The following is a 22,359-nucleotide window of genomic DNA, read 5'->3' on the forward strand; positions in this document are numbered from 1 at the left end:
TACGGACCATCCTCCCCCGTACTCCCTGACCTGGAGTTCCGCATGCGCACGTCCGCTGCCGTCGCCACCGTCCTCGCGGTGACCGGAGCCGCCCTCGCCTGGGCCCCCGCCGCTTCCGCCGACCCCGCGCAGTGCACGCCGAATCCGCTCGGCACCGCCGGTCTCTACGCCGAGTTCGTCGAGGGCGACTCGGTGCGGCACTCGGACTCCGAGGGCGCGGTGGCGGTCGGCGGCGACGCGACCTTCGGCGACCCGGCCCTGTCCTCCGGCTTCTCCGTCGGCTACCAGCTCACCCCCGGCGACCTCGGCAGGCTCCCCGGCGGCCACAGCCTCGTCGTCGGCGGCACCCTCTCCGCCAACCAGGTCGTCATCACCAAGGGCACCGGCATAGCCGGCAAGGTCGTCAACGCCTCCGGCGGCAAGAACTTCGGCGTCGACGGCCCGATCACCGAGGGCGCCTCCCCGGTCGACTTCGGCAAGGAGTTCGCGAACCTGCGCGCCCTCTCCGCCGGCTGGGCGGGCGAGAAGCCCAACGGCTCGGTCTCCGCCTCCGGCGACGGCCTCTTCCTCACCGGCACCGACGCCACGCTCAACGTCTTCGCCGTCGACGCCGCCGACCTCCAGAAGGCCCGCGCGATCACCTTCGACGTGCCGGTCGGCGCCTCGACCCTGGTGAACGTGCTCGGCGCCACGTACGACATGAACACGAACGCCACCTACGGCGTCTACTACAAGAACCTCGCCGGCGGGCTGCCCGTCGTCGACGACTACAACGTGCCGGACCAGGCCTACCGGACCATCCGCTCCAAGCTGCTGTGGAACTTCCCGCAGGCCACCACGGTGAAGAAGAACTACACCTCCTGGCCCGGCACGATCCTGGCGCCCGGCGCCACCGTCCACATGGGCGGCCCCGGCGTCGGCCCCGGTCACGTCAACGGCGCCGTCATCGCGAAGAACCTCGTCACCGTGCCCGGCGCCGAGACCCACCAGATGACCTTCGCCGGCTGCCTCCCCGGGACGACCACCCCCGGCCCGGTCGTCACCCCGGAGACCCCGAAGCCGACCGACACCCCGGTCCCGACCCCGCCGGCCACCACCGAGCCGCCCGCCGCCACCACCTCGGCCCCGGCGCCCACCACCACCGCCCCCGGCACCCCGGAGACCACCGCGCCGGCACCGTCCGGGTCGGCCTCCCAGGAGCCTTCGGAGCAGCCCTCCGGCACCCCCTCCGCGAGCACCGCCCCCGCCGGGACCCCGGACGAGACCGGACCGACGCCGGCCCCCTCCGCGACCACCCCGGAGGGTGATCTCGCGACGACCGGTTCGGCCATCGGGCCCGGTGTCATCGGGGCCGCCGTCGGCGCCCTGCTGCTCGGCGGAGGCTTCCTGGCCTTCGCGAAGCGCCGCCGCCGGGCCTGAATCCCCGGTGTCGTGTCTCGGCCATCTCCGGTGCGAAGTACGGACGAGGTGCTGACGTCACATCATGGATGTGGCTAACATCACGCCAACGCACCGGCAGTGCAGCCGGGCCGTTGAGGAGGTGCGCGTGCGTTCTGCCCGGAAAACACGTGGTGGGAAGCTGACCGTCTGCGGCATTCGCACCTCCTGGAACACCATCGGCGACGGCGAGTTCTTCTGCGAGGAGTGCGGCGGGGACCGCGGTTACCGGCGGCGCACCGGCCGCCGCCGGTTCGCCGTCCTCGGTGTCCCGCTGCTGCCCCGGGGCTGTACCGGGCCGGTCGTGGAGTGCGCCGCCTGCCACACCCACTTCGGCACCGAGGTGCTGGAGCGGCCGACCACCGGCCGCTTCTCCGGGATGCTGCGGGACGCCGTCCACACCGTCGCCCTCGCCGTGCTGGCGGCGGGCGGCACCGGCTCCCGCGAGGTCCTCGACCGGGCCGTGTCCGCCGTCCGGTCCGCCGGCTACGCCGACTGCACGGCCGTCCAGCTCGTCGACCTGGTCGAGGCGCTGGAGGCCGACACCGGCCGCTTCATGCCGGAGATCAACCCCGAGGGCGCCCTCCTCGCCATCGAGATCCACGAGGCCGTCGCCCCGCTCACCCCGCACCTGGAGCCCGCCGGACGCGAGGCGCTGCTGCTCCAGGCGGCCCGGATCGCCCTCGCCGACGGCGGCTACAGCCCGGCCGAGCAGGAGGTCCTGGGCACCGTCGGGACGGCGCTCGGCCTCCCGCCCGAGGACGTGCTGCGGCTGCTCGCCTCCGCCCGCACGGTCTCCTGAGCCGAGGCCCCGGCCGGCTCCTTCTCTTCCGCGACCGGCCGCGGCGCCTGACGGCTGAGGGCCAGCAGGTCGGGGCTGCCGGAGGCTTCGGCGAGTCGGGTCATGCGGCCGGTGGCGGCCAGCGCGGCGGCCCCGTCCCCGCGGGCGATCGCCTCCTCGGCGTCGGCCCAGGCGAGGAAGGACTGCTCGGGGCAGGCGGGCAGGCCGTCCAGGTGGTGGCGGGCGCGGTGCAGCCAGCCGGCCGCGACGGCGGGCCGGCCCAGCCCCTCGTACTCGTGGTGGAGCCACCAGGCGGCCAGCCCCGCGCCCCGGTGGTCTCCGGCCGCCACATGGGCGGAGTGCGCGCGCAGCCGGGCGGCGACGGACTCGTCGAGATGCCCGGACCACCAGGCGGCGTCGGAGAGCGCGCCGAGGTCCTCGGGGGTCAGCGCCTCGTCCGGGTGCCGGTCGCGGGCGTGCAGCAGCGTGTACGCCTCGGCCCACCGCTCGTGGGTCACCGCGTCGCGGGCCCGGCCGGCGCGGTCGATCACGGGTGCGGACACGTGCCTCACCCCTTCCGGTCCCTCCAGCGTAGGACCGGACGCGGGAAGGGGGCACCCGGTGGATGCCCCCTTCCCGCTCCGCGGTGTCGCGCCGCGTCAGCCGATGGCGCCGCTCGCGCGGATCATGTCCTCGCGCTCGACGATCTTCACGCGCTCGCGGCCCTGCGGCTCGCCCAGCGCCTTCTCGGCGGCGTCGAGGGCGTACCAGCCCTCCCACGTCGTGTAGGTGAGGCCCTTGCCCTCCAGGAAGCCGACGATCGCGTCGGTCTCCGGGCTGGCGGGGGTGAGGAGGCGGCCGGCGGCGAAGTCCTCCAGGAGGTTCGCGACGGTCTCGTTGGCGTCGCCCTTGGTGTGGCCGATGAGGCCGACCGGGCCGCGGCGGATCCAGCCGGTGACGTAGGTGGAGGCCATGTGCTCCTCGCCCTCCATCACCCGGCCGCCCTCGTCCGGGACGGTGCCGCTGACGGTGTCCCAGGGGAGCTTGGGCAGCTCGTCGGAGAGGTAGCCGACGGCGCGGTAGACGGACTTCACGTCCCAGTCGGTGGTGACGCCGGTGCCCTTCACGTTCCCGGTGCCGTCGAGCTCGGTGCGCTCGGTGCGCAGGCCGACGACCTCGCCGTTCTCGCCGAGGATCTCGACGGGGGACTCGAAGAAGTGCAGGAAGAGCTTGTGCGGGCGGTCGCCGATGTCGCGGATCGCCCAGTTCTCCAGGGTCTTGGCGACCATGTCGGTCTGCTTGTTCTTGCGGCGCTCGGCGATCGAGCCCTCGTCGTAGTCGATGTCCTCGGGGTTGACGATGACCTCGATGTTCGGCGAGTGGTCCAGCTCGCGCAGCTCCATGGGGCTGAACTTGGCCTGGGCGGGGCCGCGGCGGCCGAAGACGTGGATCTCGACGGCCTTGTTGGCCTTCAGGCCCTCGTGGACGTTGTCCGGGATCTCGGTCGGCAGCAGCTCCTCGGCCGTCTTGGCGAGGATGCGGGCGACGTCGAGGGCGACGTTGCCGACGCCGAGGACGGCGACCTTCTCGGCGGAGAGGTCCCAGGTGCGCGGCACGTCCGGGTGGCCGTCGTACCAGGAGGCGAAGTCGGCGGCGCCGAAGGAGCCGTCCAGGTCCACGCCCGGGATCTTCAGCTCGCGGTCGAACATGGCGCCGGTCGAGAAGACCACGGCGTCGTAGAAGGAGCGCAGGTCGTCGAGGTGTATGTCGGTGCCGTAGTTCACGTTGCCGAAGAGGCGGACCTGCGGCTTGTCGAGGACCTGGTGGAGGGCGGTGATGATGCCCTTGATCCGCGGGTGGTCGGGGGCGACGCCGTACCGGATGAGGCCGAAGGGGGCCGGCATCCGCTCGAAGATGTCGATGGACACGCCCGGCTCGGTGGCCGTGTCGGACTTCAGCAGCGCGTCGGCGGCGTAGATGCCGGCGGGGCCGGCGCCGACGATCGCGACCCGGAGGGGGCGGGGCATGACTGGGTTCCCTTCGCATACGGCGTGCGGCGGAGCCGCCGACACTTAGGCCACCCTAATTAACATCGGGCGAAGAGTGGTACCCGACCCCGGTCTATGCCCTCATAAGGCTGACTTATGACTTCTCAAAGCGCTCCTGAGAAGAGGGCGGCCGACATCGCCCCGAGGCCGATCGTCAGCACGGCCGCGGCGAGGACGAGGAAGGGGCCGAGGAGGGAGTTCGCCAGATCGGTGAGGGGCTTGGACAGCACCAGCGCGTCCCCCGGGGCGTCCGCCGGGAACGCCACCGTGAGGGCCGGGTCGTCGTCGCCGTGCAGGAAGCCGCGGTAGGCGCCGGTCCCGTCGGGGTACATGTAGCCGCCCCGGCTGGTGGTCCGGACGGCGGTCGCCAGGACGCCGTGCCGGCGCAGCCACCTCTCGCGCCGGCTGCGCGCGGCCCCGTACCAGCCCATGGCGAGGCACAGCCAGCCGAAGCCGCCGAGCACGACCGTCGCGGCGACCACGTCCCAGTGGCCCGTCGCGCCGCCGGCCACCGCCAGGGCCAGCAGTGCCAGCAGGTGGGCGAGCAGGCCCCGCGCGAGCCGGCGGTGGAAGCCCTTCCGCCAGGTCGGCCCCAGATGGCGGATGACGGCGAACCGGGCCCCGTCGACGTCGTCGTCGTCCACCCGCCTCGCCAGCGCCTCGTTCAGCTTGTCGGCGAAGAGGCGGGCGTCCCGCTCGTCGACGTCGTCGATCCGGTGGACGACCGGCGTCGTGCCCTTCCTGGCCCGCAGCTCGATGAGGACCGACCGCCCCTCCACGCGCAGCCGCCCGAGTCCGTCAGGCGTGAAGGTGACCTGCTCCCGCGGCAGGTCGAGGACCAGGCAGAGTTCCTCGGCCGTCAGGACGGCGCCGTCGCGGCCCCGGAGGACCGGGAAGGAGGGCAGGGGGCTCGGCATGCGCATGATCGTAGAGGGAGGCCGTCCGCCGCGTCAGCCCCGTCCCGCCGCGCTCCGGCGCCTGCCGCGTCCCGCCGTCACCGGCAGGCCCGCCCCGCGGGGGTTCAGGACCTCGGTCGCGTCCTGTACGCGAGGAGGCCGCCGGCCGCGGCGGCCGCGGCCACGAGCCAGAACACCACCGCGTACGCGCCCCGGGAGGTGTTCAGGGCGAGGAACGCGCCCAGCGCGACGAGCGGCACGGCGGCTGCCGCCGCGGCCGTCCGCCGACGGGTGCGCGGGGGCTCCGGGGCCCGGGGGGCGCGGGTGGTGACGAGCTCGGCGCCGTCGGGGGCCGGGTCCTCGGGCAGGGCGGCGGTGACGGCCTCCGCGAAGGCGAGCGCGCCGGCCTCGCTGACGTCGGTGACCCGGTAGATGGTCGGCTCGTTCGCGCCCGACGCCGTCAGGACGATGGCGACGGACGTGCCCTCGGCGTGGACGAAGGAGATCGCCGCCAGCGGTATGTGGTGCTCCTTGTCCGCGCGGTGCAGGGTCACAGGCCCGCCCGCGAAGCGGAGAACCGATTCGCCACCGCGCAGGACCAGAGAGGGGGTGGCCGTCATCGTCCGTCTTCCTCCGCCGCCGTCGCTTCGGTCCCGGGGCGTCTCCGGGCGACAGGGTGACGCTCCCTCGCCGATCGTAGGGGCACCGGCCCGCCCCGCACCACGTCCGGGGTCCCGCGGCGGGTTCCGGGCGGGACCGCTCCGCGCGCCCCCTTCACGCGCCCCGGCGTGCGCCGGAGCGAAAACACGGGGCCCCGGAGAACAATTCCCCGACACGTAGGGACGGCCGTTCGAGAATCCCCCGGATTTACGGGACTTCACCGATTCCACGCCCGACCCGACGGCCGCGAATCGAATTCTCCGCTCGAACATCCCGCCCCGGTGGCGTGCGGGAACGTCCCGAACTCCCTTGGTGCGTCCGACGATTCTACGGATCACCGACCGGCCGGGAGTGGGGAAGGGGGAAATGGATTCAGAAAGGCATACGTTGGTGAAGGAAGACACCAGGAGAGAACGACCGCGGGGGAAGTCGGAGCGGCGCGGCGCGCGGAGCCGGAAAACCGCGGGAACGGCACGGAGGCGATCCCCCGCCGGACCCGGCGTCCGGACCGCGGCACCGCCGTCCCCGCGGCCGCTCGTTCGCAAGGGACACCGCACGGCGGACCCGGCCGGCCCCGCCGGACCGGGACCGCCGGGGAGGAGGGGCCGGTCATGGCACTGCCGATCGGGGCGTACGTCGTGGAGATCCGCACCGGGCGGGTCGCGAGAGTGATGGGCCACGAGGGGCCCTACGTCCAGATCCGCCCGCTCGGCGGAGGGCGCGAGTGGGACGTGGACCCCGAGGAGGTCCGCGAGGCCACCTCCGCGGAGCGCCTCAGCGCCGCCACCGCCCACGCCAACGCCCGCAGCCGCGGAGAGGTCCCCTGAACCCCCGGCCCCTCCGCCGCACCCCCCGCCCCTCCGCCGCACCCCCGGCCCCCTCCGCCGCACCCGCCCGGGCCCCGGCGTGACCGGGCCCACGGCCCGCTCCTGCGGCCCGGATCCGCAGACGCGGCCGGGAGCGGCCCCGCGTACGGGAGAATGGGTCCATGAGTCTGTTCCGCGACGACGGCATCGTGCTGCGCACCCAGAAGCTGGGCGAAGCGGATCGCATCATCACGATCCTCACGCGCGGGCACGGCCGGGTGCGCGCCGTCGCGCGCGGGGTGCGGCGGACCAAGTCCAAGTTCGGCGCGCGCCTCGAACCCTTCTCCCACGTGGACGTGCAGTTCTTCGCCCGCGGGAGTGAGCTGGTCGGACGCGGGCTGCCGCTCTGCACCCAGAGCGAGACCATCGCCGCGTACGGCGGCGGCATCGTCACCGACTACGCCCGCTACACCGCCGGCACCGCCATGCTGGAGACCGCGGAGCGCTTCACCGACCACGAGGGCGAACCGGCCGTGCAGCAGTACCTGCTGCTCGTCGGCGGGCTGCGGACCCTCGCCCGGGGCGAGCACGCCCCCCACCTCATCCTCGACGCCTTCCTGCTCCGCTCCCTCGCCGTGAACGGCTACGCGCCCTCCTTCTCGGACTGTGCCAAATGCGGACTGGACGGCCCGAACCGGTTCTTCTCGGTCGCGGCGGGCGGAGTCATATGCGGCGACTGCCGGGTGCCCGGAAGCGTCGTACCCTCAGCGGAGGCCATCGGCCTGCTCAGCGCGCTGCTCACCGGCGACTGGGCGACGGCGGACGCGTGCGAGCCGCGTCACGTCAGGGAGGGCAGCGGACTCGTGTCCGCCTATCTGCACTGGCACCTGGAGCGCGGCCTGCGCTCCCTGCGTTATGTGGAAAAGAGCTAGGAGAGACCACGCCATGGCCATCGCACGACTCCTCGGGCGGCAGCGTCGGGAGTACAGGACCCCCGATCCGCATCCGTCCGGTGCCCGCCCGCCGAAGCTCCAGTCCGAGTTCGTGCCGGAACACGTCGCGATCGTCATGGACGGCAACGGCCGCTGGGCCAAGGAGCGCGGACTGCCCCGCACCGAGGGGCACAAGGTCGGCGCCGAGCAGGTCCTCGACGTCCTCCAGGGGGCCATCGAGATGGGCGTCGGCTCGATCTCGCTGTACGCCTTCTCCACCGAGAACTGGAAGCGCTCGCCCGAGGAGGTGCGCTTCCTGATGAACTTCAACCGCGACTTCATCCGCAAGACCCGCGACCAGCTCGACGAGCTCGGCGTCCGGGTGCGCTGGGTCGGCCGGATGCCCAAGCTGTGGAAGTCGGTCGCCAAGGAGCTCCAGATCGCCCAGGAGCAGACCAAGGACAACACCCGGCTCACCCTGTACTTCTGCATGAACTACGGCGGCCGCGCCGAGCTCACGGACGCCGCGCAGGCGCTCGCCGAGGACGTGAAGGCCGGCCGGCTCGACCCGTCGAAGATCACCGAGAAGACGGTCCAGAAGTACCTCTACTACCCGGACATGCCGGACGTGGACCTGTTCCTGCGCCCCAGCGGCGAGCAGCGCACCTCCAACTACCTGATCTGGCAGAGCGCGTACGCCGAGATGGTCTTCCAGGACGTGCTCTGGCCCGACTTCGACCGCCGCGACCTGTGGCGCGCCTGCGTCGAGTTCGCCGAGCGCGACCGCCGCTTCGGCGGGGTGGACCCGGCCGACCTGGCCGTCCTCGACAAGGCCTGACGGCAGACGTGAGGGCCCGCGCCGGAGCGATCCGGCGCGGGCCCTCACGCATGTATGTCAGGTCTCAGCTCACTTCGCCGCGCAGTCCGCGCAGGTGCCGAAGATCTCGACGGTGTGCGCCACGTTCACGAAGCCGTGCTCGGCGGCGACCGCCTCGGCCCACTGCTCGACCATCGGGCCCTCGACCTCGACGGCCTTGCCGCAGGAGCGGCAGACCAGGTGGTGGTGGTGGTCGTCCGACGAGCAGCGGCGGTAGACCGTCTCGCCGTCGCTGGTGCGCAGCGCGTCCACCTCGCCCGCGTCCGCCAGGGACTGGAGGGTGCGGTAGACGGTGGTGAGGCCGACGGAGTCGCCGCGGTGCTTGAGCATGTCGTGCAGCTCCTGGGCGCTGCGGAACTCGTCCACCTCGCTGAGTGCTGCCGCCACGGCGGCCCGCTGCCGGGTGGAGCGGCCGCGTACGGGGGGTCCTGCCGTCGCCACGGGGGCCTCCTAGATGTATCCGTTACCCCCCACATTCTGCCAGCCCCCCTCCGTGCCGCGGGCGGCCGGAGACACCTCCCTGCTCAGATCCTGACGTCGTCGGCCGGCTTCCGGCCCGCCGGGAGGGCGGTGTCGCACCCCTCGACGGCGGCGGCCTCGGCGGCCCGGGCCCGCCGTCGGGCGAGCGGCGTGGCGAGCAGCGTCAGCAGGACGAAGACCCCGATCGCGTACAGGACGATCGTCGCTCCGGGCGGGACGTCCTGGTAGTACGAGGTGACCGTGCCGGCCAGCGTGACCGTGACGCCCGTGGCCACGGAGAGCGCGAAGGTCGCCCGGAAGGACTTCGACAGCTGCTGGGCCGCCGCCACCGGCACGACCATCAGCGCGCTGACCAGCAGCAGGCCGACGACCCGCATGGCGACGGTGACGGTGACCGCGGCCGTGACCGCGATCAGCAGGTTGAGCAGCCGCACCGGCAGGCCGGTGACGCGGGCGAACTCCTCGTCCTGGCTGACCGCGAACAGCTGCCTGCGCAGGCCGACCGTGACGAGGACGACGAGGGCGGCGAGGAGGCTGATCGCGGTGACGTCCTCGGTGGAGACCGTGGAGAGCGAGCCGAAGAGGTACGACTGGAGATTGGCGTTGGAGCCGGTGTCCGAGAGGTTGATCAGCAGCACGCCGCCGGCCATGCCGCCGTAGAAGAGCAGGGCGAGCGCGAGGTCGCCGCGGGTCTTGCCGTACGCCCGGATCAGCTCCATCGCGACCGAGCCGGCGACGGCGACGGCGGTGGCCATCCAGATCGGGCTGGTGTTCAGCAGGAAGCCGAGGCCCACGCCGGTCATGGCCACGTGCCCGATGCCGTCGCCCATCAGGGCCTGGCGGCGCTGGACGAGGTAGATGCCGATGGCGGGCGCGGTGACGCCGACGAGCACGGCCGCGAGCAGCGCCCGCTGCATGAAGGCGGGTTCGAGGAAGTCCATGGTCAGGTCAGCAGTCCCGTGCGGAGCGGCTCGCCGGCCGCGTGCGGATGTACGTGGTCGTGTCCGGGCAGCGCGTGCTGGCCGACGCCCTCGGGCGGCGGGCCGTCGTGGACGACGCAGCCGTCGCGCAGGACGACCGCGCGGTCGATGAGCGGCTCCAGCGGGCCCAGCTCGTGCAGGACGAGGAGGACGGTGGCGCCGCCGGCGACCTGCTCGCGCAGGGTCGTGGCGAGCACCTCCTGGCTGGCGAGGTCCACGCCGGCCATCGGCTCGTCCATGATCAGGAGCTCGGGCTCGGAGGCGAGCGCGCGGGCGATGAGGACGCGCTGGTGCTGGCCGCCGGAGAGCGCGGAGACGGAGTCCCTGGCGCGGTCGGTGAGGCCGACGAGCTCGATGGCCCGGTCGACGGCGGCCCTGTCGGCCCTGGTCATGAAGCCGAGGCGGCGACGGGCGAGCCGACCGGAGGAGACGACCTCGCGGATGGTGGCGGGGACGCCGGAGGCGGCGGTGGTGCGCTGGGGCACGTAGCCGACCCGGGCCCAGTCGCGGAACCGCTGCCGCTCGGTGCCGAAGAGCTCGATGGCGCCGCCGGTCAGCGGGACCTGGCCGATGACCGCGCGGACGGCGGTGGACTTGCCGGAGCCGTTGGCGCCGAGCAGGGCGACGACCTCACCGCGCCGGACGGTGAGGTCGACGCCCCGGAGGACGGGGCGGGCGCCGAGGGCGGCCGTGGCGCCACGGACGGATATGACGGGCTCGTCGCTCACGGGTGCCTCCTGCGTGCGGGGGTGGATCACTTCGCGCCGAGGGCCTTCTGCAGCGCGGCGAGGTTGGACCGCATGACCTCGATGTAGTCATCGCCCTTGGACTGGTCCGTGATTCCCTCCAGCGGGTCGAGGACGTCGGTCTTCAGGCCGGTGTCCTGCGCGAGGGTCTTCGCGGTCTTGTCGCTGGCGAGGGTCTCGAAGAAGACGGTGGTCACCTTGTCGTGCTCCGCGATCTCCTGGAGTTCCTTGATGCGCGCGGGGCTCGGATCGGCCTCGGGGGAGACGCCGGCGATGCTCTCCTGCTCCAGGTGGTAGCGCTCGGCGAGGTAGCCGAAGGCGGAGTGGGTGGTGATGAAGGTGCGGGTCGTGGTGTTCTTCAGGCCCGTCTCGAAGGCGGTGTCCAGGTCGCCGAGCTTCTTCACCAGGCCGGCGGTGTTCTTCTCGTAGTCGGCGGCGTGGTCCGGGTCGGCCTTCGCGAAGGCGGCGCCGACGCCCTTGGCGACCTCGGCGTACTTCACGGGGTCGAGCCAGACGTGCGGGTCCTGGCCGCCCTCGGTCTCGTGGGAGTGGCCCTCGTGGGACTCCTCGCCCTCGTGGGCGTGCTCCTCGCCTTCGTGGGCGTGCTCCTCGCCCTCGTGGGCGTGGCCGGCCTCGGTGCCGTGGGTCTCGAGGGAGGTGAGGGTGCCGGCGTCGATCGTGTTCTTCACGCCGGCCTGCGTGATGGCGTCGTCCACGGCGGGCTGGATGCCCTTGAGGTAGAGGATGACGTCGGCGTCGCCGAGCGCGGCGATCTGCTTCGGCTTGAGCTCCAGGTCGTGCGGCTCGACACCGGGCTTGGTGAGCGTGTCGACGGCCACGTGGCCGCCGCCTATCTGCTCGGCCAGGTACTGCATGGGGTAGAAGGACGTGACGACGTCCAGCTTGCCGCCGTCGTTCTTCTGAGCCGCGTCGGAGGTTCCGCCGCAGGCGGAGAGGGTGACGAGTCCGAGGGCGACGGCTCCGGTGACGGCGGTGGCGGGTATCAGACGGCGTACGTTCATGACTCTCATTTTCAACAAAAGTGGAAACGGTTGTCAATTGCCGTATCTGTGGCACGGGCCACTGCCCCCCGGCGGCCGTCGGGCACCGAACCGATTTGATACGGGGGGTGCGGGCGCCGGTAACCTGTGGCATTCGCACTTCGTCGTCGTAATGAAGAGAGCACCGTGGCCGCCGACAAGATCGACACCATCGTCAGCCTGAGCAAGCGCCGTGGCTTCGTCTACCCGTGCAGCGAGATCTACGGCGGTCAGCGTGCCGCCTGGGACTACGGACCGCTGGGTGTCGAACTCAAGGAGAACATCAAGCGCCAGTGGTGGCGTTACATGGTCACCGCGCGCGAGGACGTCGTCGGTATCGACTCGTCGGTCATCCTGGCGACCGAGGTCTGGGAGGCGTCCGGTCACGTCGCCACCTTCACCGACCCCCTGACCGAGTGCACCTCCTGCCACAAGCGCTTCCGCGCCGACCACCTGGAGGAGGCGTACGAGGAGAAGCACGGCCGCCTCCCCGAGAACGGCCTGACCGACCTCAACTGCCCGAACTGCGGCAACAAGGGCACCTTCACCGAGCCCAAGAACTTCTCGGGCCTGCTCTCCACCCACCTCGGCCCGACCCAGGACTCCGGCTCCGTCGCGTACCTGCGTCCCGAGACGGCCCAGGGCATCTTCACCAACTACGCCCAGGTGCAGACGACCTCGCGCAAGAAGCCCCCGTTCGGCATCGCGCAGATGGGCAAGTCCTTCCGGAACGAGATCACTCCGGGCAACTTCATCTTCCGGACCCGTGAGTTCGAGCAGATGGAGATGGAGTTCTTCGTCAAGCCGGGCGAGGACGAGGAGTGGCAGGAGTACTGGATGCAGCAGCGCTGGAACTGGTACACCAACCTCGGCCTGCGCGAGGAGAACATGCGCTGGTTCGAGCACCCGCAGGAGAAGCTCTCCCACTACTCGAAGCGCACCGCCGACATCGAGTACCGCTTCTCCTTCGGCGGCAGCGAGTGGGGCGAGCTGGAGGGCGTCGCCAACCGCACCGACTACGACCTGAGCGCCCACTCCAAGGCGTCCGGCGCCAACCTGACGTACCTGAACCAGGAGACCGGCGAGCGCTACACGCCGTTCGTCATCGAGCCCGCCGCCGGTGTCGGCCGCACCATGCTCGCCTTCCTCCTCGACGCGTACACCGAGGACGAGGCGCCCAACGCCAAGGGCGTCATGGAGAAGCGCGTCGTGCTGCGCCTCGACCACCGCCTGGCCCCGGTCAAGGCCGCCGTCCTGCCGCTCTCCCGTAACGCGCAGCTCTCCCCGAAGGCCAAGGGCCTCGCGGCGGACCTGCGCCAGAACTGGAACATCGAGTTCGACGACGCCGGCGCCATCGGCCGCCGCTACCGCCGCCAGGACGAGATCGGCACCCCGTTCTGCATCACCGTCGACTTCGACACCCTCGAGGACGACGCGGTGACCGTGCGCGAGCGCGACACCATGAAGCAGGAGCGCGTCTCCCTCGGCCAGATCCAGGGCTACCTGGCCAGCCGCCTCATCGGCTGCTGACCCTCCGCCCGTAAGGGAAAGCCCCCGGTCCGAGACTCGGACCGGGGGCTTTCCCGTGGGCGGGCGGCCGCTTCAGGCCCGGCGCAGGGCCCTGAGGACGAGGGAGAGGACCGCGTCGAAGGCGGTCTCGATGCCGGGCGCGGACCAGTCGGCGGCGTGCGCCGGGTCGTGGAAGCGGTCGGTGGCGTCGAAGACGGCCCGGGCGGTGGTGGTGAGGTCGGGGTCCGCGGCGGAGAGGGTCCCGTCCCGGACGCCGTCCGCGAGGATGGCGGCGATCTGCTCCACGAGGTGGTCCACGTGCCGGTCGACCACCGCGCTGTTCTCGCCGATGAGGACCATGTACGTCGCCATCAGCTCCGGGTCGCCGCCCGCCTTCTGCCGCTTGAGCGCGAAGAGCCGGCGCAGCCAGCCGCTCAGCCGCTCGTCGGCGGGCCCCGGGCCCTCGGCGTACGGGCGGAGCTCGATCACGTTCCGCTCCAGCCACCGCTCGGTGACCGCCTCGCGCAGGGCCGCCTTGGTGCGGAAGTGGCGGTAGACGCTGCCGTGGCTGACGCCGAGAGCCCTGGCCACGTCCACGACCGTCGCCTTCGCGGGGCCGTACCGCCGCAGCACCTCCTCGGTGGCTTCGAGGATGCGCTCGGCGGTGAGGGTTTCGGTGGCGGCCATGGACCGACAGTACCCGTCAGTGCTCGCTGTCCAGGTGGGCCATCTGGGCCGCCGGGTAGCGCTCGCCGGCCGCCGCGCCCGCCGGGACGGCCCGCTCGATCGCGGCGAGGTCGGAGGCGTCGAGGACCACGTCGAGCGCGCCCAGCGCCTCGGTGAGCCGGGCCCGGGTGCGGGCGCCGACCAGCGGCACGATGTCGTCGCCCTGCGCCAGGGCCCAGGCGATCGCGGTCTGCGCCACCGAGACCCCCTTGGCCTCGGCGACGGCCCGCAGCCGGTCCACGAGGGCGAGGTTCCGGTGCAGGTTCTCGCCCTGGAAGCGGGGGCTCATGCCGCGGAAGTCGCCGGGGGCGAGCGCCCGGTCGCGGGTGAAGTGGCCGCTGATCAGGCCGCGCGAGAGGACGCCGTACGCGGTGACGCCGATGCCCAGCTCGCGGGCGGTCGGCAGGATCTTCTCCTCGATGCCCCGGGAGACCAGCGAGTACTCGATCTGGAGGTCCGCGATCGGGGCCACGGCCGCGGCCCGGCGCAGGGTGTCCGCGCCGACCTCGGAGAGGCCGATGTGCCGGACGTGCCCGGCCTCGACCAGCCCGGCGATGGCGCCGACGGTCTCCTCGATCGGCACGTCGGGGTCGACGCGGGCGATCCGGTAGACGTCGATGTGGTCGGTGCCGAGCCGCTGGAGCGAGTACGCGGCGAAGTTCCGCACCGCCGCGGGCCGGCCGTCGTAGCCGGTGAAGCCGCCCTCGACGGTCCGCAGCGCGCCGAACTTCACGCTGGTCAGTGCCTGCTCGCGCCGTCCGGCGGGGGCGGTTCGCAGGGCTTCGGCGATCAGCAGCTCGTTGTGCCCCATGCCGTAGAAGTCGCCGGTGTCGAGCAGGGTCACGCCGGCCTCCAGGGCCGCGTGGATCGTCGCGATCGACTCGGCCCGGTCGGCCTCGCCGTAGAGCGCGGACATTCCCATGCAGCCGAGACCGAGCGCGGAGACGGCGGGGCCGGTGGTGCCGAGGGTGCGGGTGGGAAGCATGGCGGTCTCCTGAGGGGGGAGGGAGGGGTGCCCTTCAACCATGACATGTGCGATGACAGATTTCAATATCTGTCATTCGAATCGGCGGGGGCGTGCCGGAAAACCGGGTGCACCGGTCCGCGCGGCCCCGGTACCGTGCGGGCATGTTTGCTCACCTCCCGATCTACGAGTGAGACGGCGCGCAGGCCGATCCACCGACCACCGCCCACCTCATCGAAGGGGAGACCCCCATGGCGAAGAGCCGCAACAACCTCCTCGGCGTCGGCGGACAGCGCAAGAAGCTGTCCCGCGCCGACCAGCAGGGCGGCGCGCAGAGCCGCGCCGCCGACCGCCGCTCCGCGGAGGACAAGAAGCAGGACCTCCTGAGGAAGATGCGCGAGCGCACCCAGGACGCCGCCACCACCGAGTAACCGCCGAGACGAGGGGCCCGGACCGCACCAGCGGCCCGGGCCCCTCGCCGTACCCCCTCTCAGCCCGCCGCCCTCGGCAGCCGGAGGGCGTACGCGCCCGTCAGCAGGGCCAGGACCAGCTGGATCAGCAGCGTCACCGCCAGCGCCGTCCCCATCGAGCCCGTCGCCGCCAGGGACAGGAAGAGCGAGCCCAGCGTCGCCACGCCCAGGGCCAGCGCCGCCTGCTGGGTCGTCACCATCACGCCGCTCCCCACACCCGCCCGGTCCGCCGGCACCTCGGCGAGCACCACCCGGAAGAGGACCGGCAGCTGGAGCCCCTGGCCCAGGCCCGCCACCGCCATCCCCGGCGCCAGAGTCCAGGGGGAGACGTCCGGCCAGGAGCGCCAGGCCGTCCACGCCAGCATCCCGAGACCCGCCGCCTGGACCAGCGCGCCCGCCGGGATCACCCGCGTGCCCCAGCGGGCCACCAGGCGCGGACCGGCCAGCGAGGCGGCGAAGAAGGCCAGCGCCATCGGGGCGAGCGCCGCGCCCGAGGCGATCGGCCCCAGCGCCAGACCCCGCTGGAGAGCCACCGCGACCACCAGCATGAAGCCGCCGAAGCCGCCCGAGAGCGGCAGCACCAGGACCAGGCCCCGGCGCAGCGGCGCGAGCCGCAGCAGCGACGGCGGAACCAGCGGGGTGCCGCCCCGGCGCTCGGTGCTCCGCTCCGTGCGCCAGAAGGCCGCCGCAGCCAACGGGAACGCCGCCAGCGCGCACCACGTCCACGGCGGCCACCCCGCCGCCCTGCCCTCCGTCAGCGGGGCGAGCAGCGCGGTGAGCGCCACCGCGAGCAGCGCCGTGCCCCGGATGTCGAGCGGTGCGGGGGCCGCCGCCCGGGTCTCCGGCACCGCGCGGCGCGCGAGCGGCAGCGCCAGCAGCACCACCGGCACGTTCACCAGGAAGGAGGCCCGCCAGCCCAGCCCCGCCACGTCCGCCGCGACCAGCAGACCGCCCAGGATCTGGCCCGACACGAACGCGAGCCCGTTGGTCGCCCCGTACAGACCCAGCGCCTTGGCCCGGCGGGCCCCCGCCGTCGAGGAGTGAAGGGTCGCCAGCACCTGCGGCAGCAGCAGCGCCGCCGCGGCACCCTGTGCCACCCGGGCCGCCACCAGGCTCCAGGCGGTCGGCGCCACCCCGCAGAGCAGCGACGTCACGCCGAAGGCCACCAGGCCCGCCAGGAAGAGCCGGCGCCGCCCGTGGAGGTCGCCGAGCCGCCCGCCGAGCACCAGCAGCACCGCGTACGACAGGCCGTATCCGGCGACGACCAGTTCGAGCAGGGCCTCGTCCGCCCCGAGGTCGTGCCCGATCGACGGCAGGGCGACGTTGACGATGAAGAAGTCGACCAGGGGGAGCGCCGCCCCCAGCAGGACGGTGAAGAGGCCGAGGGGGCCGAGGGCCGGGCCGGGCGGCCGGGCGAGCGGTGTCGTCGTCGTGGTCACGCCTCGACGATCGGCGCCCCGCCTCCCTGGTACCAGAGCCTCCTCATCCTGGTACCAGGAGTGCCTGGCACCAGGCTCCCCGGACGGGCAGGCTGGGCGCATGAGCATCGACGGGACCACCGGACCCGACGCCCGCAGGCGGGAGCTCGCCGCCTTCCTGCGCAGCCGGCGCGAGCGCATCACCCCCGAACAGGTCGGCCTCGTCCCGGGCCGCGGGCGCCGCACCCCCGGCCTGCGCCGCGAGGAGGTCGCCCAGCTCTCGGCCGTCGGCGTCACCTGGTACACCTGGATCGAACAGGCCCGGGACATCCAGGTCTCCCCGCAGGTCCTCGACGCCCTCGCCGGCGCCCTCCTGCTCGACCCCACCGAGCGCGCCCACCTCTTCGCCCTCGCCGGCCGGCCCGACCCCCGGCCGGGCACCCCCAGCCCCGCCGTCACCCCGGCGGTGCGCGCGCTGCTCGACCAGCTGGAGCCGGTGCCCGCCGCCGTCCAGAACAGCCGCTTCGACCTCCTCGCCCACAACCGCACCTTCGGACGGCTCTTCCGCGACCTCGACGCGCTGCCGCCGGAGGACCGCAACACGCTCTGGCTGGCCTGCACCGACCCGGAGTTCCGGGCCGCCGTCACCGACCTGCCCGAGCTGATCGCGCTGCTCGCGGGCAAGCTTCGCGCCCAGATGGCCGAGCACCTCGCCGAACCCGCCTGGAAGCGGCTGGTCCACCGGCTCGAAGCGGCCTCGCCCGAGTTCCGCGAGGTCTGGGCCCGGCACGACGTGGTCGCCCCCGGCGGCCGCACCAAGGTGATCCGCAACGCCCTCGTCGGCCCGCTCCGCTTCGACCACACCAACCTCTGGCTCGGCCCCGCCGCGGGACCCGTCCTCGTCACCTACGTACCGCTCGACGAGGAGACCCGTGCGGGCTGTGCGCGCCTCCTCGGCCTGGTGGTCGGGGAGCAGGCCGGGCGCCCGCTCGCCGCCGCCTGAGCCGCGGGTCCCGGCGGGCCGCGGCCGGGACCCCCGGCCGGCCCCTTCCGCGGTGCGGGACAATGGGGTCCATGACCGCGTTCTCCCCCCTCTCCATCGGCCCGCACGTCGTGCAGCCCCCGGTGGTGCTCGCGCCCATGGCCGGCATCACCAACGCCCCCTTCCGGACCCTCTGCCGCGAGTTCAGCGGAGGCAAGGGCCTCTTCGTGAGCGAGATGATCACGACCCGGGCGCTGGTGGAGCGCAACGAGAAGACCATGCAGCTCATCCGGTTCGACGCGACGGAGCGGCCGCGCTCGATCCAGCTGTACGGGGTGGACCCGGTCACCGTCGGCAAGGCGGTGCGGATGATCGTCGACGAGGACCTCGCGGACCACATCGACCTGAACTTCGGCTGCCCGGTGCCCAAGGTGACCCGCAAGGGCGGCGGCTCCGCGCTGCCGTACAAGCGCCCGCTGCTGCGCGCGATCCTCCACGAGGCCGTGACGAACGCCGGCGACCTGCCGGTCACCATGAAGATGCGCAAGGGCATCGACGACGACCACATCACCTACCTCGACGCGGGCCGGATCGCCGTCGAGGAGGGCGTCACGGCGATCGCCCTGCACGGGCGGACCGCGGCGCAGCACTACGGCGGTACGGCCGACTGGGACGCGATCGCGCGGCTCAAGGAGCACGTGCCGGAGATCCCGGTGCTGGGCAACGGCGACATCTGGTCGGCGGACGACGCCGTGCGGATGATGCGCGAGACCGGCTGCGACGGCGTGGTCGTGGGCCGCGGCTGCCTGGGCCGGCCGTGGCTCTTCTCGGACCTCGTGGCGGGTCTGGAGGGCACCGGCGGGTACCGGACGCCGGGGCTGCGCGAGGTCGCCGACGTGATGGTGCGGCACGCGACGCTGCTCGGGGAGTGGATCGGTGACGAGTCGCGCGGTGTCATCGACTTCCGCAAGCACGTGGCCTGGTACCTGAAGGGGTTCGCGGTCGGTTCGGAGATGCGGAAGCGGCTGGCGGTCACCTCCTCCCTGGACGAACTGAGCGCTCAGTTGAGCGAGCTGGATCTGGACCAGCCGTGGCCGGTGGGTGCGGACGGCCCCCGGGGTCGTACGTCCGGAAACAACCGGGTTGTCCTGCCGGACGGCTGGCTGAAGGACCCCTACGACTGCGCCGGAGTGAGCGAGGACGCGGAGCTGGACACGTCCGGCGGCTGAGATTTTCGGCCTTTCGAGGGAGTGATCCTCGCCACCCCTGAGGGGGATGGTGCTCAGATGAGCATGTTACGGGCAACTGCACCACCTGAAGGGGTGGCACTGGGTGCCACCCCTTTTGCGTTCAAGAGTTGAACGCAAATGGGCGAGGTTGGCGCTCATCTGAGCGTCTAGTCCCTGGATTGGGTCAAGCGGGCTTCGGGGCGTGAAAGCGGAAGCTTCGCCTCGGTAACTTTCGAAGTGGGGGCGGACGGGTGGTTAAGACCGTGTGACCGGTAGGCGTACCTCCCCAGAAGCCTTCGATCTGGGTATGTTCCTCGCCGTCAGGGCAGCCAACCGAGTCGTCGAGGAGTCGGGACCCGTGTCGGAAAACAATGATCAGAAGTTCGTGTACGACTTCACCGAGGGCAACAGGGACCTGAAGGACCTGCTCGGTGGCAAGGGGGCCAACCTCGCCGAGATGACCAACCTCGGTCTTCCGGTCCCTCCGGGCTTCACGATCACCACCGAGGCGTGCAAGGTCTACCTCGAGTCCGGCTCGGAGCCCGTCGCCCTGCGCGACGAGGTCTCCGCCCACCTCGACGCCCTTGAGCGGCAGATGGGCAAGAAGCTCGGCCAGGCCGACGACCCGCTGCTCGTCTCGGTCCGCTCGGGCGCCAAGTTCTCCATGCCGGGCATGATGGACACGGTCCTCAACATCGGCCTCTCCGACGAGTCCGTGAACGGCCTCGCCCGCCAGGCGGACAACGAGCGCTTCGCGTGGGACTCGTACCGCCGGCTCATCCAGATGTTCGGCAAGACCGTCCTCGGCGTCGAGGGCGAGCTCTTCGAGGACGCCCTCGACGAGGCCAAGGCCGCCAAGCGGGTCGCCAGCGACACCGACCTGGACGCCGCCGACCTCCGCGGGGTCGTCGAGCACTTCAAGGCGATCGTGAAGGCCGAGACCGGCCGCGACTTCCCGCAGGACCCGCGCGAGCAGATGGACCTCGCCATCGAGGCCGTCTTCAACTCGTGGAACACCGACCGCGCGAAGCTGTACCGCCGCCAGGAGCGCATCCCCGGCGACCTCGGCACCGCCGTCAACGTCTGCTCCATGGTCTTCGGCAACCTCGGCCCGGACTCCGGCACCGGCGTCGCCTTCACCCGTGACCCCGCCTCCGGTCACGAAGGCGTCTACGGCGACTACCTCCAGAACGCGCAGGGCGAGGACGTCGTCGCCGGCATCCGCAACACGGTGCCGCTCGCCGACCTGGAGTCGATCGACAAGAAGTCGTACGACCAGCTCATGCAGATCATGAACACGCTGGAGACCCACTACAAGGACCTCTGCGACATCGAGTTCACGATCGAGCGCGGCCAGCTCTGGATGCTCCAGACCCGTGTCGGCAAGCGCACCGCCGGTGCCGCCTTCCGCATCGCCACGCAGCTCGTGGACCAGGGCCTGATCGACGAGGCCGAGGCGCTCCAGCGCGTCACCGGCGCCCAGCTCGCCCAGCTGATGTTCCCGAAGTTCGACGAGAACGCGAAGGTCGAGCAGATCGGCCGCGGCATCGCCGCCTCCCCGGGCGCGGCCGTCGGCAAGGCCGTCTTCGACTCCTACACGGCCGTCAAGTGGTCCCGCTCCGGCGAGAAGGTCATCCTGATCCGCCGCGAGACCAACCCGGACGACCTGGACGGCATGATCGCCGCCGAGGGCATCCTGACCTCGCGCGGCGGCAAGACCTCGCACGCCGCCGTCGTCGCCCGCGGCATGGGCAAGACCTGTGTCTGCGGCGCCGAGGAGCTGGAGGTCGACACCAAGCGCCGCCGCATGACCACCGCCTCCGGCGCGGTCATCGAGGAGGGCGACGTCGTCTCCATCGACGGCTCCACCGGCAAGGTCTACCTCGGTGAGGTACCCGTCGTACCGTCCCCGGTCGTCGAGTACTTCGAGGGCCGCATGCACGCCGGCGCCGACGACGCCGACGAGCTGGTCCAGGCCGTCCACCGGATCATGGCCTACGCCGACCGCGTCCGCCGCCTGCGGGTCCGCGCCAACGCCGACAACGCCGAGGACGCCTCCCGCGCCCGCCGCTTCGGCGCCCAGGGCATCGGCCTGTGCCGCACCGAGCACATGTTCCTCGGTGAGCGCCGCCAGTACGTCGAGCGCCTGATCCTCGCCGACACCGACGCCGAGCGCGACGAGGCCCTCAAGGCCCTGCTGCCGCTCCAGAAGACCGACTTCGTCGAGCTCTTCGAGGCGATGGACGGGCTGCCGGTCACGGTCCGCCTGCTCGACCCGCCGCTCCACGAGTTCCTGCCCGACATCACCGAGCTGTCGGTGCGCGTCGCCCTCGCCGAGTCCCGCAAGGAGCCGCACGAGAACGACCTGCGCCTGCTCCAGGCCGTGCACCGGCTGCACGAGCAGAACCCGATGCTGGGTCTGCGCGGCGTCCGCCTCGGCCTGGTCATCCCCGGCCTGTTCACCATGCAGGTCCGGGCGATCGCCGAGGCCGCCGCCCAGCGGATCGACGCCAAGGGCGACCCGCGCGTCGAGATCATGATCCCGCTCGTCGGCACCGTCCAGGAGCTGGAGATCGTCCGCGAGGACGCCGAGCGGGTCATCGCCGAGGTCGTGGCGGAGACCGGCGTGGAGCTGAAGCTGGCGCTCGGCACCATGATCGAGCTGCCCCGCGCGGCCGTCACCGCCGGCCAGATCGCCGAGGCCGCCGAGTTCTTCTCCTTCGGCACCAACGACCTCACCCAGACGGTCTGGGGCTTCTCCCGGGACGACGTGGAGGCCAGCTTCTTCACCGCGTACCTGGAGAAGGGCATCTTCGGCGTCAGCCCCTTCGAGACCATCGACAAGGACGGCGTCGGCGCCCTGGTCCGCTCCGCGGTCGAGGCCGGCCGGGCCACCCGCCCGGACATCAAGCTCGGCGTCTGCGGCGAGCACGGCGGCGACCCGGAGTCGGTGCACTTCTTCCACGAGGTCGGCCTCGACTACGTCTCCTGCTCGCCGTTCCGGATCCCGGTGGCGCGCCTGGAGGCGGGCCGCGCGGCGGCCGAGTCGAAGGGCAGCGACAGCCGCTGACCCGAGGGGCCCCCGGGCCCCGCGAAGCCACCGGGACCGCTGTCGGCCATCCCTTCCGAACCCTCACCGGCGGACGGCGGTCCCGGATCCGAAAGAGACGGGACGGACACCTTGTGCGGAGGTGTCCGTCCCGTCGTTTTCACGTCAGATTCATGCGCAATTACGTCCGCATTGAATTATTGGAAATTGAACGTCTGTGTTTGCGGCTGTTTCGGCTGCGGCCCCCGGATCCCCACCCGGGGGCCGCACCCTTTTTCATGTGTCGGGCAGGTGAGCCGCAACCCTCGCCGACCGCCGCCGGACGGGCA

Annotated in this window: 21 protein-coding genes; 10 read left to right on the forward strand and 11 right to left on the reverse strand. The window is 72.2% G+C overall.

Annotated features, from left to right (window positions below):
* Positions 1-42 precede the first annotated feature (42 nt).
* Both ACFYT9_RS02095 and ACFYT9_RS02100 read left to right on the forward strand, forming a co-directional pair.
* Positions 43-1,419 carry a choice-of-anchor A family protein gene (locus ACFYT9_RS02095; RefSeq protein ID WP_389160345.1) on the forward strand — a complete coding sequence of 459 codons (1,377 nt, stop codon included), beginning with the start codon at positions 43-45 and terminating at the stop codon, positions 1,417-1,419.
* A 127-nt stretch (positions 1,420-1,546) separates the two neighbouring features.
* Positions 1,547-2,239, forward strand: coding sequence for a TerB family tellurite resistance protein (locus ACFYT9_RS02100; RefSeq protein ID WP_376600370.1), 693 nt, complete (start codon positions 1,547-1,549; stop codon positions 2,237-2,239).
* On the opposite strand, the gene ACFYT9_RS02105 is transcribed toward ACFYT9_RS02100, so the two are convergent.
* From ACFYT9_RS02105 to ACFYT9_RS02120, 4 genes are all read right to left on the reverse strand, one after another.
* Positions 2,134-2,781 carry a hypothetical protein gene (locus ACFYT9_RS02105; RefSeq protein WP_389160348.1) on the reverse strand — a complete coding sequence of 216 codons (648 nt, stop codon included), beginning with the start codon at positions 2,779-2,781 and terminating at the stop codon, positions 2,134-2,136. The two genes, ACFYT9_RS02100 and ACFYT9_RS02105, sit on opposite strands and share 106 nt — an antisense overlap.
* A gap of 96 nt (positions 2,782-2,877) precedes the next feature.
* Positions 2,878-4,245, reverse strand: coding sequence for an FAD-dependent oxidoreductase (locus tag ACFYT9_RS02110; protein WP_376600373.1), 1,368 nt, complete (start codon positions 4,243-4,245; stop codon positions 2,878-2,880).
* A gap of 125 nt (positions 4,246-4,370) precedes the next feature.
* Positions 4,371-5,183 carry a hypothetical protein gene (locus ACFYT9_RS02115; RefSeq protein ID WP_389160351.1) on the reverse strand — a complete coding sequence of 271 codons (813 nt, stop codon included), beginning with the start codon at positions 5,181-5,183 and terminating at the stop codon, positions 4,371-4,373.
* Between the two features lie 104 nt (positions 5,184-5,287).
* Entirely contained in the window at positions 5,288-5,782 is a 495-nt protein-coding gene (locus ACFYT9_RS02120) for a hypothetical protein (RefSeq protein ID WP_389160353.1), read from the reverse strand.
* A 651-nt stretch (positions 5,783-6,433) separates the two neighbouring features.
* Between ACFYT9_RS02120 and ACFYT9_RS02125 the strand changes: the two genes are divergently transcribed.
* From ACFYT9_RS02125 to ACFYT9_RS02135, 3 genes are all read left to right on the forward strand, one after another.
* Positions 6,434-6,649 (forward strand): hypothetical protein, encoded by a 216-nt coding sequence (locus ACFYT9_RS02125; RefSeq protein WP_389160356.1) that lies wholly within the window; start codon positions 6,434-6,436, stop codon positions 6,647-6,649.
* A gap of 161 nt (positions 6,650-6,810) precedes the next feature.
* Positions 6,811-7,560, forward strand: coding sequence for a DNA repair protein RecO (recO, locus tag ACFYT9_RS02130; RefSeq protein WP_031005024.1), 750 nt, complete (start codon positions 6,811-6,813; stop codon positions 7,558-7,560).
* Between the two features lie 13 nt (positions 7,561-7,573).
* Positions 7,574-8,398: an isoprenyl transferase gene (locus ACFYT9_RS02135; protein ID WP_387270534.1), complete on the forward strand. Its 825-nt coding sequence runs from the start codon at positions 7,574-7,576 to the stop codon at positions 8,396-8,398.
* 69 nt (positions 8,399-8,467) lie between these two features.
* Here the strand turns inward: ACFYT9_RS02135 and ACFYT9_RS02140 are convergent, their stop codons facing one another.
* From ACFYT9_RS02140 to ACFYT9_RS02155, 4 genes are all read right to left on the reverse strand, one after another.
* Positions 8,468-8,878, reverse strand: a complete 411-nt coding sequence (locus ACFYT9_RS02140) for a Fur family transcriptional regulator (RefSeq protein ID WP_376600381.1) — start codon at positions 8,876-8,878, stop codon at positions 8,468-8,470.
* Between the two features lie 83 nt (positions 8,879-8,961).
* Positions 8,962-9,858 (reverse strand): metal ABC transporter permease, encoded by an 897-nt coding sequence (locus ACFYT9_RS02145; protein ID WP_376600383.1) that lies wholly within the window; start codon positions 9,856-9,858, stop codon positions 8,962-8,964.
* A gap of 2 nt (positions 9,859-9,860) precedes the next feature.
* A complete protein-coding gene (locus ACFYT9_RS02150) occupies positions 9,861-10,625 on the reverse strand; it encodes a metal ABC transporter ATP-binding protein (RefSeq protein WP_389160360.1) in 765 nt (254 codons plus the stop codon).
* A 26-nt stretch (positions 10,626-10,651) separates the two neighbouring features.
* Entirely contained in the window at positions 10,652-11,665 is a 1,014-nt protein-coding gene (locus ACFYT9_RS02155) for a metal ABC transporter substrate-binding protein (protein WP_389160363.1), read from the reverse strand.
* A 165-nt stretch (positions 11,666-11,830) separates the two neighbouring features.
* Here ACFYT9_RS02155 and ACFYT9_RS02160 point away from each other — a divergent pair, with 165 nt between their 5' ends.
* The gene (locus tag ACFYT9_RS02160) at positions 11,831-13,213 is read left to right on the forward strand and encodes a glycine--tRNA ligase (protein ID WP_387270531.1); all 1,383 of its coding nucleotides are present in this window, start codon (positions 11,831-11,833) and stop codon (positions 13,211-13,213) included.
* A 72-nt stretch (positions 13,214-13,285) separates the two neighbouring features.
* On the opposite strand, the gene ACFYT9_RS02165 is transcribed toward ACFYT9_RS02160, so the two are convergent.
* Entirely contained in the window at positions 13,286-13,879 is a 594-nt protein-coding gene (locus ACFYT9_RS02165; RefSeq protein WP_387270530.1) for a TetR family transcriptional regulator, read from the reverse strand.
* A 16-nt stretch (positions 13,880-13,895) separates the two neighbouring features.
* The gene (locus ACFYT9_RS02170) at positions 13,896-14,903 is read right to left on the reverse strand and encodes an aldo/keto reductase (RefSeq protein WP_389160367.1); all 1,008 of its coding nucleotides are present in this window, start codon (positions 14,901-14,903) and stop codon (positions 13,896-13,898) included.
* 230 nt (positions 14,904-15,133) lie between these two features.
* Between ACFYT9_RS02170 and ACFYT9_RS02175 the strand changes: the two genes are divergently transcribed.
* Complete coding sequence (locus ACFYT9_RS02175; protein ID WP_376605934.1) at positions 15,134-15,313, forward strand: DUF6243 family protein; 180 nt, start codon at positions 15,134-15,136, stop codon at positions 15,311-15,313.
* A gap of 59 nt (positions 15,314-15,372) precedes the next feature.
* On the opposite strand, the gene ACFYT9_RS02180 is transcribed toward ACFYT9_RS02175, so the two are convergent.
* Positions 15,373-16,791, reverse strand: coding sequence for an MFS transporter (locus tag ACFYT9_RS02180; protein ID WP_389160370.1), 1,419 nt, complete (start codon positions 16,789-16,791; stop codon positions 15,373-15,375).
* Between the two features lie 100 nt (positions 16,792-16,891).
* Between ACFYT9_RS02180 and ACFYT9_RS02185 the strand changes: the two genes are divergently transcribed.
* The 3 genes from ACFYT9_RS02185 to ppdK all read left to right on the forward strand — a co-directional run bounded on the left by ACFYT9_RS02185 (position 16,892) and on the right by ppdK (position 22,051).
* On the forward strand, positions 16,892-17,773 hold the full coding sequence (locus ACFYT9_RS02185) for a helix-turn-helix transcriptional regulator (RefSeq protein WP_389160373.1): 882 nt from the start codon (positions 16,892-16,894) through the stop codon (positions 17,771-17,773).
* Between the two features lie 71 nt (positions 17,774-17,844).
* Complete coding sequence (gene dusB / locus ACFYT9_RS02190) at positions 17,845-18,981, forward strand: tRNA dihydrouridine synthase DusB (protein WP_376603320.1); 1,137 nt, start codon at positions 17,845-17,847, stop codon at positions 18,979-18,981.
* Positions 18,982-19,339: 358 nt separating this feature from the next.
* The gene (gene ppdK / locus ACFYT9_RS02195) at positions 19,340-22,051 is read left to right on the forward strand and encodes a pyruvate, phosphate dikinase (protein ID WP_389160376.1); all 2,712 of its coding nucleotides are present in this window, start codon (positions 19,340-19,342) and stop codon (positions 22,049-22,051) included.
* Positions 22,052-22,359: the final 308 nt, after the last annotated feature.

The sequence above is a fragment of the Streptomyces sp. NPDC004435 genome, assembly GCF_042873895.1.
Lineage (GTDB): Bacteria > Actinomycetota > Actinomycetes > Streptomycetales > Streptomycetaceae > Streptomyces.